At 60.3% G+C, this 11419-nt stretch carries 9 protein-coding genes and 1 pseudogene; 6 read left to right on the top strand and 4 right to left on the bottom strand.

The window, feature by feature from the left end; all coding sequences use genetic code 11:
* Positions 1-119: 119 nt before the first annotated feature.
* Together HX815_RS27975 and HX815_RS27980 are read right to left on the bottom strand one after the other, a co-directional pair.
* Positions 120-1250 carry a catalase family protein gene (locus tag HX815_RS27975; protein WP_003211127.1) on the bottom strand — a complete coding sequence of 377 codons (1131 nt, stop codon included), beginning with the start codon at positions 1248-1250 and terminating at the stop codon, positions 120-122.
* Positions 1251-1281: 31 nt separating this feature from the next.
* Complete coding sequence (locus HX815_RS27980) at positions 1282-3093, bottom strand: di-heme-cytochrome C peroxidase (RefSeq protein WP_177029262.1); 1812 nt, start codon at positions 3091-3093, stop codon at positions 1282-1284.
* 246 nt (positions 3094-3339) lie between these two features.
* Here HX815_RS27980 and HX815_RS27985 point away from each other — a divergent pair, with 246 nt between their 5' ends.
* From HX815_RS27985 to HX815_RS28005, 5 genes and pseudogenes are all read left to right on the top strand, one after another.
* On the top strand, positions 3340-4080 hold the full coding sequence (locus HX815_RS27985; RefSeq protein ID WP_003211122.1) for an FKBP-type peptidyl-prolyl cis-trans isomerase: 741 nt from the start codon (positions 3340-3342) through the stop codon (positions 4078-4080).
* A gap of 463 nt (positions 4081-4543) precedes the next feature.
* Positions 4544-4999 (top strand): YkvA family protein, encoded by a 456-nt coding sequence (locus HX815_RS27990; RefSeq protein ID WP_003211120.1) that lies wholly within the window; start codon positions 4544-4546, stop codon positions 4997-4999.
* 97 nt (positions 5000-5096) lie between these two features.
* Positions 5097-5435 (top strand): helix-turn-helix transcriptional regulator, encoded by a 339-nt coding sequence (locus HX815_RS27995; RefSeq protein ID WP_003211117.1) that lies wholly within the window; start codon positions 5097-5099, stop codon positions 5433-5435.
* The gene (locus tag HX815_RS28000; protein ID WP_003211116.1) at positions 5432-5803 is read left to right on the top strand and encodes a hypothetical protein; all 372 of its coding nucleotides are present in this window, start codon (positions 5432-5434) and stop codon (positions 5801-5803) included. The genes HX815_RS27995 and HX815_RS28000 overlap by 4 nt, the downstream gene beginning before the upstream one ends.
* Positions 5803-6200: pseudogene (locus HX815_RS28005) on the top strand (sel1 repeat family protein). Before HX815_RS28000 ends, HX815_RS28005 begins: the two are co-directional and overlap by 1 nt.
* Before the next feature lies 1 nt (position 6201).
* On the opposite strand, the gene HX815_RS28010 reads toward HX815_RS28005, so the two are convergent.
* Together HX815_RS28010 and HX815_RS28015 are read right to left on the bottom strand one after the other, a co-directional pair.
* Positions 6202-7980: a bifunctional diguanylate cyclase/phosphodiesterase gene (locus tag HX815_RS28010; RefSeq protein ID WP_023659268.1), complete on the bottom strand. Its 1779-nt coding sequence runs from the start codon at positions 7978-7980 to the stop codon at positions 6202-6204.
* Positions 7981-8092: 112 nt separating this feature from the next.
* Positions 8093-10174, bottom strand: coding sequence for a carboxy terminal-processing peptidase (locus tag HX815_RS28015; protein ID WP_023659269.1), 2082 nt, complete (start codon positions 10172-10174; stop codon positions 8093-8095).
* A 138-nt stretch (positions 10175-10312) separates the two neighbouring features.
* Here HX815_RS28015 and HX815_RS28020 point away from each other — a divergent pair, with 138 nt between their 5' ends.
* A complete protein-coding gene (locus HX815_RS28020; RefSeq protein WP_087694978.1) occupies positions 10313-11275 on the top strand; it encodes a zinc-binding dehydrogenase in 963 nt (320 codons plus the stop codon).
* The last annotated feature ends 144 nt before the right edge of the window (positions 11276-11419 follow it).

Below are 11419 nucleotides of genomic sequence, written 5' to 3' on the forward strand. Positions count from 1 at the left end.
CGAGTGGTGGGGCAAGAGCGTTTTGCTTACTTTTGCGCTCTTCAAAAGTGAGCCGCTGTAAGAGCGGAACCAATAGCGGCCATAACCGCAGCAACGGATATGCACCCCACACCGCGGAGCTACAAATTCCGGCTATGCCGATAATCACTGACCGCCTCATACACCGCCTTACGCAACCGGTTAATCCCCCCAATCGGCCGATGCGCCTCCACCCCAAACCACGGATTAAACGACTGATTATCACAAGCCAGATTCAACGCCGGCGTATCAAAATCCTGCGCCGGAATCACCACCTTGGCCACCGTCTCAAACGGCGCATCACTCTCTTTCCATTCAATGCTGGTGTCCTCGATCGGCATGAACTTCTGCGGATTCTGCCGCTGAATCTGCAACACAAAACACGCCGCCACCCGGTCCGTCGACAGTTGCTGATTCAACGCACTGCGCAAAAAGTTCGGCAGGTCCTGATTCTGTTTGGGCAGCACATACGCAGGACACCCCTGGGGATCCGGCGCCACCCGAAACTTCGCATTCGCCGCCCCAAACTTATACGGCGACACCGAGAAATACGTCGTCTGCGTAGGACTCACCGGTGGCGGCGCCAACGTCGCCAGCGCGATAAACAAATGCCGCACCTGCCAACTGCGCGGATCCACCCCGGGGAAAAACGCCATGACTTTCTTGCCATCGGCCTGAGCCGAAATGTTCTGCGCATACTCCGCCACATCACTGACGAAAAAGTTCGGATGGCTGAACATCACAAAGTCCTGCTCACCCCGCGCCTGCTGATCCGCCAGCAGCTGTTTGCCTGGCACGTCCAGCAACTTGATCGCCATCCCCCGGGCATCCCGGATGCTGTCGAACTGCGGATACGCATTGCCGTTGGACAGTCGCATCATCGCCTGCCAGGTCTTGCCCGGCTCGGCGAACACGCCCTGGCGCAGGGCCGGGTCGAGGTCCGCCAGTACGCTGACCTCGGCCTTCACGCAGCCATGGGCCTTGGCATGCGCATCCCGCAGGTAACGCGTGCCTTCGCGGTGCTGGTCGACGATGCGCACGGCGGTCTGGATGATGCCCTGGGTCATGGCCGCTTCACCCGGCGGGATCTGTTCATCCGGCGATACCGGGCCGCTGTGCTGCCAGGCAAACCACAGGGTGGACAGCAACCAGCCCAGCAGGCCCAGGCCCACCAGCCACAACAGGGTCTTGCCGAGAAACGCGCCGAGGCGCAGCCAAAGTCGAGCGAGCATTTAAAAATCCTTTTCTGCGAAGTCGGTTGGGTCAGGGCAGTTGCTGTTCCAGCGGGCCGCCCAGCACTTTCAAATATTCCAGCAGCGCCCAGCGTTCCTGGGGCAGCAAGCCTCGGCCAATCACCCCGTTGCCACGCTGCCCGGCACGGAATTCGTGGCCGCTGTTGTGGTTGCCGGTGATGCGCGTATCGAACAGGAACGCGTTGGGGAACGCGGCGGTTTGATAGCCCAGGTGGCGCGGGTCGTATTCGAAGGTGCCTTTATAGAAGGTCGGGCTGCGCTCGTCCTGAGGCGAGAGCAATTGGTAGATCGTCGGCACCGAGCCGTTGTGCAGGAACGGCGGTGTCGCCCACACCCCGGCCAGGGGCCGTGCCTTGTAGGCACGCAATTCGCGTACGCCGATCGGCAGGCCGAAGCCGTCCAGGCGCGGGCGTTCGGCAGGTGTCACATCGGCGGCACGGTAGGCGTGGTCTTCGACAAAGGCGGTGATGTAGGCCAGGCCTTTGGCTGAAGAGAGGCTGCGCAGGTCCAGCGGCTCGGTGGGCGTGGGGTGCAGTTCGACGTTCATTTTCGCCAACTCCGCCGGGTCCCATTGCAGGGCGCTGAGGTCGAAGCGGTGGTCAGCGATATTGTTGGCAGTAGCGGGGTCGGTGCCGATCACCTCCACCGGGAGCATTTTCAATTGTCGCACCGGGCGGCCATCGACCTGGGACACCGCTGGCACGTGGCAGCCGGCGCAGTTTTCCGCGAACAGTGCGCGACCCTGGGCGGCCAGCGGTTTGTCGATGGCGCCGAACAGGTCTTCGGGCCAGGTGGGTGGCTTGAGCCGTTGCAGGGTTTCTTCGATGGTATTCAGGTCGCGCACCCGCACGCTGGAGGCGTAGCGCGCATCGCCCTGGAGCGGCTGGCCGGCGCTGTCGAAGAAGTCCAGGGTGGCGCCGACGCCCAGGGCTTCGCCGATATTGCGGGCCATGGGTTGTTGGGCCGAGCCGTTCCATTGCACCCAGTCGAAGGTCCAGATGTCCCACAGTTGCGGGTAGTCCACCGGGGCGTTGGCGATGCGGTAATTGTCGGGGGAGATGGCGTCGCCGAAGCTGGCGTTGGCGATACGGCCAAAGGCGTCGGTGCGGCCCGGGCCTTCTTCGGTGGGGTAGAGGCCGCGGTGGGTGTCGTTCCAGGCGACTTTGAGGAAGTTGTTCAGGGACTTCTTGAAGTCCTGGCGCAGTTGCGCTGCGGTCTGGTCGTTGTAGTCATGGCCCAGCACGGTGCGGGCAAAGCGCTCGAATTTCCACGGGTTGTAGTAGGTCGAGGCCAGGCTGGCGACCAGTGCCTGGCCGAAGCTGCCGCCGCGCAGGGTCGGCACGCTGGACGGCAGCACATGTTGCGCCGGGCCACCGTCGATCCGCAGGCCCTGGCCTTTGAAGTTCAACTGGCCGGTGTGGCAGGCGGCGCAGGTGATGTCGAGGAACTCATCATTGCTGCCGGCATTTTTATGCCGGGCGAAACCCACCGGCAGGTTGCCGGGGTTCTGCGCGGTGGGCACCTGCTTGGGGTCTACCAGAAAACCAAAGCGCGCCAGGTACTCGGGCATGGCGAAACGCTGCTCGGAGAACGGAAGTTCCAAGGCGGTAAACCAGGCATAACGCAGGCCCTTGACCTGGGTGCCCTGGGGCGTGAAATAGTAGGTCTGGCGATCTGCGGCGCTCCATTGATCCTGGTAGTGCACCTGTTCCACTGGCACGTAGACCGGCAGCTTCGGGTTGACCACGTAATAGAGCACCACCGCCAGGACCAGGCCCAGCAGTATGAAAATCATCAGCAAAACACGGGAAAAAATGCGCAAGATAACTATCCTTGTCGAGTTGTAGCGTTCTTATGCCATCAGGCCAGCAGTGCGGCAAGTGGCCATGAGTCTCGTTCCAGCGCTGCTGCCGTCCGTTGCAGGGCCCTGGATTGAATGAAAATGCTTTTAAACACGTGAACTTATCAGAAGTTTCCTGCTCACATGCCGGTAGCCATTGGTCGTGGCCGCCTGATAAGCTCGCGACTTTACTCGAATGCCCTTTTGGCACACGAACAAGGAAATAGCATGAAACAGCATCGGTTGGCGGCGGCGGTGGCCCTGGTTAGCCTGGTACTTGCGGGTTGTGATTCGCAAACCAGCGTAGAGCTGAAAACCCCGGCGCAAAAAGCTTCCTACGGTATCGGCCTGAACATGGGCAAAAGCCTTGCTCAAGAAGGTATGGATGACCTGGACTCCAAAGCGGTAGCCCAAGGCATCGAAGATGCCGTCGGCAAGAAAGAACAGAAGCTGAAAGACGACGAGCTGGTCGAAGCCTTCGCCGCACTGCAAAAACGTGCTGAAGAGCGTATGGCCAAGATGAGCGAAGAGTCGGCAACCGCCGGCAAGAAATTCCTCGAAGAAAACGCCAAGAAAGACGGCGTTGTCACCACCGCTTCCGGTCTGCAATACAAGATCGTGAAGAAAGCGGACGGTGCTCAACCCAAGCCTACCGACGTAGTGACTGTTCACTACACCGGCAAGCTCACCAACGGCACCACCTTTGACAGCTCCGTGGATCGCGGCAGCCCGATTGACCTGCCGGTCAGCGGCGTGATTCCAGGTTGGGTCGAAGGCCTGCAACTGATGCACGTTGGCGAGAAGGTCGAGTTGTACATCCCGTCCGACCTGGCCTACGGTGCCCAGAGCCCGAGCCCGGCGATTCCAGCCAACTCCGTGCTGGTATTCGACCTGGAACTGCTGGCCATCAAGGACCCGTCCAAGGCAGACGCTCCTGACGCACCGGCGGCTCCTGCTGCCAAGAAGTAATCAGCGCCTGAACACACAACGCCCCGTCTCGACGGGGCGTTGTTGTTTCTGGCCTGTGCGATCGTTCCCACGCTCTGCGATCGTCCCCACGCTCTGCGTGGGAATGCATCCCGTGACGCTCTGCGTCACCATTGCGCATAGCTCAAGCCTAGCGCTAACAGCAAGCGCGGAGCGCCACAGGCGGCATCCCCACGCAGAGCGTGGGAACGATCAACTGAATCCAGGGCAAATTCAACCGAACCCATGCGGGCTAGAGCAGTCTGATAAAAGGCCCGAGTACGGGTAGACGCAGATTATCTCCAAGTCAATGAATTCTTGGGTTTTTTTTATGTGCGCAAAAAACGCCCGATCTGACTGTAGGCCTTGTATTACGTGGCTTTCAGCCTGGAAAATAGGCTCTGTTCACAAGGTTATCCACAATTTGTGTGGATAACCTTTTCTGTCGCCTGGAACTGGAGTGACGATGAAAGCCCCGTTTAATTTCACCCGCTTCCTGCCCATGGCTGCTCGCCTGCTTGGCCGTGGGCGCTTGCCGACGTTGCTGTTCGCGGTCGCCGCCAAAGGCTCGAGCCAGGGCAACCGGCTGGGCAAGCTCAAGGACGACCTCAAGCTGCTCCAAGCCTTGTGCCTGGCCTACTGGCGCGGCGAGTACCGGGCCATCAGCCCCAAGGCGCTGATTTCGGTAGTGGCAGGGTTGATGTACTTCCTGAGCCCGATTGACGCGATCCCGGACTTTATCCCGGTGTTCGGCATGCTCGACGACATTGCTGTGCTGGCGTGGGTCATGAAGACCCTCGACGGCGAACTGAGCGCTTTTCGCGCCTGGCGCGAGCGTCAGCTCCCCGAGAAGCTTGCGGTGGTTGAGCGCCTTCCTGCGACGCCTCAGCTGCTTACGCAAGAGCACCTGAAAAAAAACTGAACCTTGGGAATATCCCCCTGCGCTCTTTGTGGCTGTTAGGATTACACTCCTAAGGAAAGTACTTACGAAGTAAGTGTTGTGATCCTACGGGGCAGTCATGGATATTCAGATAATTACAAAGGATGGCGAGCCCGAATATGCGGTTCTGCCATGGGCTCAGTATCAGGCGCTGTTAAAAGCTGCCGGTCAGCAACAGCCAACGCCTCCCGCTTCGACCATTAGCCAAGCCACTGCCGAACCGGATCTGCGCCCCCTGGAGCAGCTGCGAAGCCTGCGCGAGGCCAAGGGCCTGGCCATCGAGGTTCTGGCGCGCACAGTGGGCATCAGCCCGTCTTACCTGGGCCTGATCGAAAGCGGTGAACGCCAGCCGGACGCTGCCATCCGCCGCAGCCTGGCCTGGGAACTTGGCGTTGCAGGTTGGAGGGACGAAACGTGAGCGTACGCATCAGCCGTCAACATTGGGATGGGTTACTCAACGAGCTGGACCAGGCGCGCCGACAGCGCCACCTCTTGACCTACCGCGCCTTGCTGGAGCGCCTGCAATTTCCCACGCCGGCCATGCAGACCCTGACGGCTGCGCTGGAGCACCTGGCGGCGCTGGATGCCAAGGCCGACCAACCACTGCGCAGTTCCCTGGTGATCAGCCAGGGCGCCAGTCGCCTGCCACGTACCGGTTTCTTTGAATGTGTGGAGCGTCTCGGGCGCTTCTGCGGGCCGTCCGATGGCGTGGCCGCGGCGTCGTGGCACGCATCCGAAGTGGTGCGGGTATTTGAGTACGATTATCCCGAGTCAGCGGAGGCGTAGTGTTCTGGAAGCTCAAGGCGTATGCCAGTTACTGGCTGGCGCGCAAGTTGTTTCATTGGTCCTGGTTCGTGCGACAGCCGCGTGGCTGGCAGTGGCTTGAAGGCCAGTTCGCGCGCATGGCCAATCTGGGCGACGTAGGAGCACAGAGTTTCTACGGACATATCCTGACGTTTCGTGGCAAGGGCCTTGGCGCCCGTGAAGAAGGCGTACGACTGTTGCGGCTGGCGGCCCTGGCCGGCGACGGCAAGGCGACGGCAAGGCGGCCTATCAGATTGGGGTGTTGAGCCTTGCGGGCAGCCTTGGCAAAGCGCCTGATCCGCTGGAAGCGGCACGCTGGTGGAAAATCGCCGCCCGAGCCGGGCACCCGTTGGCGCAGATGCGCCTGGAGCAACTCTGATCTAGAGCGGCTGCGGTTCTGCCTGGCCCAACTCCAGGCTGTCAATCACATGAATGCTGTAGCCCGCCACGTTCTTCGCGTGGTGCTTGGCTTGCGAGGCCAGTTCCGCCAACTGGCTGGCATCGAGTTGTCCACAGGCCTGTGGATACAAATGCACCACGCCGATGGACAGCGACAGCAGCGCAAACTCCTGGCGCACGCCCTGGCGGTTCAGTGCAACGAAACAGCCCGCGTCCAGATGCTCGCTGCGATAGAAGCGCCGGCACTGGGTGTGGAAGTCGTCCAGCAGCTGGTTCAGCCGCTTGCGCCAATCCTGCGGACCCAGCACCAGCAAAAAGTCATCACCGCCGATATGCCCGACGAAGTCGCGGCTGGGGTCTACCCGGTCGTTCAGGCATTGCGCCAGGCACAGCAGCACTTCATCGCCCCGGCCATAGCCGTAGATATCGTTGAATGGCTTGAAACTGTCGATATCGACGTAGCAGATCACAGACTCGCGTTGTTGCTGCAACAGCCGCGTCAGGCACTGCTGGATGGGGACGTTGCCCGGCAGCAAGGTCAGCGGGTTGGCATAGCGTGCCTGCTGGATTTTCAGCTCGGTAATCAGCTTGAGCACATCGATCACCCGGCCCAGCCCCAGATAATCGCCGTTGAGGGTGATGATGAAATCTTCCTCGATCCGCTGGCGTGCGCGACTGGTGAGCAGGCGGCTGACCTGCTGCAAGGACTGGCTCAGTTCCACCGCGAGAAAGTCATCACTCATCAAGCGGCTGATGGGCTTGCGGGCGAACAGATCGGTGGCGAACGGCTTGAGCAGCGCATCTGACAGCGAGTGCCGGTGCACGATGCCAATCGGGTGACCACGCTCATCCAGCACCGCCAGGGAATTGAGGTTGGCCTGGCGCCGGAAGGCTTCCAAAACCTGCGCCGTGGCAGTGTGCTGGCCCACGGCCGGTTGTTCGTTGAGCAGGGCGCTGAGGTCGCTGCCTTCGTCGTTCAGCGCGACGTTGGCGTTGTCGGGCTTGGGCAGCATCAACCGCGCTTCCTGCGGCGGGTGTTCCTGGGGGCGGCAGAGCAGGTAGCCCTGCACCAGGTCAACGCCCATTTCCGTGAGCACCGCCAACTCTTCCGGCAACTCGATGCCTTCGGCGATGACCTGGGCCCGGGAGGCCTTGGCGATTTGCAGGATGGAGCCGACAAACTCGCGCTTGAGGGCGTCCTGGTGGATGCCGTCGATAAAGTGTCGATCGATCTTCACGTAGTCCGGGCGCAGCTCCGACCACAGCCGCAGGCTGGAATAGCCGGCACCCAGGTCATCCAGGGCAATCGAAAAGCCCATGGCGCGGTAGTGGTGCAGCGCGGTTTGCAGCAGTTGAAAATCGTCGGTCGGGGTTTGCTCGGTCAGTTCGATCACCACCTGGCTGGGCGGGATGCCGAAGTCGCTGAGCAGTTGCAGGGTACGGCCGGGCTGGTGGGCGGTCTCCAGCAGGGATTCGGGTGAGACGTTGAGAAACAGCTTGCCCGGCAGTTTCTGCTCGCTGAACCGCCGGCAGGCACTTTCCCGGCAGACCATCTCCAGCTCACTGAGACGCCCGGCGTGACGGGCCACGGAGAACAGTGCGACAGGGGAGTGCAACGGGCTGTTGGACGGGCCGCGACTGAGGGCTTCATAACCGATGACGCGTCGTTCAGACAGGGAAATGATGGGTTGGAACAGGCTGTGCAAACTGCCTTGAGCCAGGATTGAGCCCAATGCATTCAGCTGTTCGGTCATGGTCATGATTTTCTCGGGTCGAAAAAAAAGGACCTGCTTTGGCAGGTCCTTCATTTCACGACAGAATGATGTCTATTTGATGACACTCCGAGGAGCGTTCACATTAAATCGCCATCATTTACTGCTTGGCCACCGTCTTGCTGATTTTCAAGTAGTCCAGCAGGATGCGCCCGGTCTCGCTCAGGTAGGCATCATCTTCCGGCTTGGTTTTATCAGGCTCGGCGGCGATCGCGTCTTCGTCTTCTTTCTTCAGCTCCTTGAGTGGAGCTTCGCCTTTGGCCTTGCGGCGGGCGTTCTCCAGCACCAGTTGCTGATTCTCGATGTCGGTGTGCTGCGCACGACGGTCGGCTTCGTTCAGGCTGACGGTTTTCTCTTCCATCAACTTCTTGGCCAGGGCCAGTTTGTCGCGGATGAAGATGAACTCGGCATCCTTGGCGGAGCGGGCTTCGTGATCAGCTTTCAACTCTGCGATGTACGGTTTGAACGGGTCTACCGCAGGCTTGATCGCAGGACGGATAGTGTCCCACGGCATCGCCTCGGGCAGGGCGCTCTCGCCGATTTCCTTGGTGTCGATGATCGACGGGAAATCGACGTCCGGCAGTACGCCCTGATGCTGGGTGCTCTGCCCGGAAACCCGGTAGAACTTGGCCAGGGTCAGTTTCAGCTCGCCATGGTTCAGCGGCTGGATGGTCTGCACGGTGCCTTTGCCGAAGGTCTGGCCGCCGATGATCAGCGCACGGTGGTAGTCCTGCATCGCGCCGGCAAAAATCTCCGAGGCGGATGCCGAGAGGCGGTTGACCAGCAACGCCATCGGCCCTTTGTAGAAGGCACCCGGGTTCTCGTCTTCCAGCACGTCGACACGGCCGTCAGCGTTACGCACCAGCACGGTCGGACCCTTGTCGATAAACAGACTGGTCAGCTCGGTGGCCTCCTGCAGGGAACCGCCGCCGTTGTTGCGCAGGTCGATGACCACGCCGTCGACTTTTTCCTTCTGCAATTCTGTGAGGATTTTCTTAACGTCGCGGGTGGTGCTCTTGTAGTCCGGATCACCGGCGCGGAACGCTTTGAAGTCCAGGTAGAACGCCGGGATCACCACCACGCCGAGCTTGTAGTCCTTGCCATCCTGCTTGAGGTTGAGGACTTGCTTCTGGACGGCCTGGTCTTCGAGTTTCACCGCTTCACGGGTGATGGACACGATCTTGCTGGTCTGGTCGTTCGGTGCGTTGGTGTGCGGAATCACTTCCAGGCGCACCACGCTGCCTTTCGGCCCGCGGATCAGCTTGACCACTTCATCCAGGCGCCAGCCGACCACGTCGACCATCTCTTTGTCGGCCTGGGCCACACCGATGATCTTGTCGGCCGGGGCAACCTGCTTGGTCTTGTCGGCCGGACCTGCCGGCACCAGACGCACGATCTTCACCTGGTCGTTATCGCTTTGCAGGACGGCACCGATGCCTTCCAGCGACAGACTCATGTTGATATCGAAATTTTCCGCGTTATCTGGCGACAGATAATTGGTGTGCGGGTCGTAGGACATTGCGAAGGTGTTGATGTAGGCCTGGAAGATATCTTCGGCACGGGTCTGATCCAGACGTGCCAGCTGATTCTTGTAGCGCTTGGTCAACAGTTCCTGGATGGCCTTCGGCTCTTTGCCGGCGATCTTCAAGCGCAGGACTTCATCCTTGACGCGCTTGCGCCACAGGTCGTCCAGCTCGGCTTCGGTGGTCAGCCAAGGAGCGTCCTTGCGGTCAACCAGCAAGGTCTCTTTCTTGGTGAAGTCGAACTTGTCGACACCTTTGTCCAGCTCACCAATGGCGAAGTCCAGACGCGCTTTGACGCGGTCCAGGTAGCGCTTGTAGATGGTGAAGCCGGGCTGTAGGTCACCGCTCTTGAGGAAGTCGTCGAACTGCGTCTTCCACTTGTCGAACTCGGTGATGTCGCTGGCCAGGAAATAGCTGCGCGAGGGATCCAACAGCTTGAGGTAGCTGTCGTAAATGATCACCGAACGAGCGTCGTCCAACGGCGGCTTGCTGTAATGGTGGCGCTTGAGCAACTCGACGACGTTAAGGCTGGCAATCACCTCATCGCGATCAGGCTGAAGGTTGTCCCAGCTGTTGGCTGCGAACGTATTGCTCGACAGCGGCAAAAGGCCGATACCGATAAAAAGAGCGAGGGCGGTGCTGGGGAACAAATGCTTCATGCTGATTCGACGCGGGGGCAATTGATAACGCATATTAGGCCGTCTTTGAAGTCGCCGGTTCCATATGGGCCGGTCGCATAATGCAAAAAGCCCGACGCTACAGCAACGGGCTCAGTCCAGACTCACTATGGAGGCACTGTGAAAGCATTGCAAGGCGTTGAAGGTCATGTGGAGTGGCAAGAAGAGCCAAGTCCTACATGCGATGTAGGCCAAGTACGCATTCGCGTGGCGGCTGCGGGCCTGAATCGCGCCGATTTATTACAGCGTTCGGGGCTTTATCCGCCACCTCCCGGTGCCAGCCAGGTGCTGGGCCTGGAGTGTTCCGGGGTGATCAGCGAAGTCGGCGCCGGTTCGTCGTGGCAAGTGGGGGATCGGGTTTGCGCCTTGCTGGCTGGCGGCGGGATGGCTGAAGAAGTGGTGGTGGATGCGCGGCATGTGCTGCCGGTGCCGGAGGGTGTGTCCCTGGTGGAAGCGGCCGGGTTGCCCGAGGTGTACAGCACCGCGTGGTTGAACCTGTTCCAGTTGGCGGGCCTCAAGCCCGGCGAGAAGGTGTTGTTGCATGCCGGTGCCAGTGGGGTGGGCTCGGCGGCGATTCAGTTGTGCAAGGCGTTTGGCAGCCCGTGTTGGGTCAGCGTGGGGTCGGCGGATCGCCTTGCGTACTGTGAAGCGCTGGGGGCTCAGGGGGGGGTGGTACGTACTGACGGCATCGAGGGCTTGAGGGATTTTGGACCGTTCGATGTGATTCTTGACCCGGTGGGGGGGAATTACGCGGCGCTGAATCTCAAGCTGGTGGCGCGTGATGGGCGCTGGGTGTTGATTGGGTTGATGGGGGGGCGTGAGGCGCAGATCGATCTGGCGCAGGTGTTGGCCAAGCGTGTGCAGGTGTTGGGGTCGACTTTGCGCAGTCGGGATGATCAGTTCAAGGCTGACTTGTTCAGTGACTTGAGCCAGCATGTTTGGCCGTTGTTTGCCGAGGGGCGCTTGAGTCCGCAACTGGCCAGGACGTTTCCGATCAAGGATGCCGAGGCTGCGTTTGCTGAACTGGCGACTAATCGGATTTCCGGGAAGCTGGTGTTGGTGATTGACGAGAGTCTGACCTGATTTCAGATGCGACATTTGTGTTGGGGGGAGTTGGGCTGGGTGTATATCCGTTATTTTCGTAACGGCGACTATTGGTTCCGCTCTTACAGCGGCTCACTTTTGAAGAGCGCAAAAGTAAGCAAAACGCTCTTGCCCCACCACTCG

It is taken from the genome of Pseudomonas sp. E6002 (genome assembly GCF_013385565.1).
In the GTDB taxonomy this organism is placed as follows: domain Bacteria; phylum Pseudomonadota; class Gammaproteobacteria; order Pseudomonadales; family Pseudomonadaceae; genus Aquipseudomonas.

What these genes read in the sequence shown, in the direction of transcription:
- HX815_RS28015 (WP_023659269.1), bottom strand. Translation starts at nt 10,174, where the DNA reads ATGAAGCATTTGTTCCCCAGCACCGCCCTCGCTCTTTTTATCGGTATC.
- HX815_RS27990 (WP_003211120.1), top strand. Translation starts at nt 4,544, where the DNA reads ATGAAAGCCCCGTTTAATTTCACCCGCTTCCTGCCCATGGCTGCTCGC.
- HX815_RS27995 (WP_003211117.1), top strand. Translation starts at nt 5,097, where the DNA reads ATGGATATTCAGATAATTACAAAGGATGGCGAGCCCGAATATGCGGTT.
- HX815_RS27975 (WP_003211127.1), bottom strand. Translation starts at nt 1,250, where the DNA reads ATGCTCGCTCGACTTTGGCTGCGCCTCGGCGCGTTTCTCGGCAAGACC.
- HX815_RS28010 (WP_023659268.1), bottom strand. Translation starts at nt 7,980, where the DNA reads ATGACCATGACCGAACAGCTGAATGCATTGGGCTCAATCCTGGCTCAA.
- HX815_RS27985 (WP_003211122.1), top strand. Translation starts at nt 3,340, where the DNA reads ATGAAACAGCATCGGTTGGCGGCGGCGGTGGCCCTGGTTAGCCTGGTA.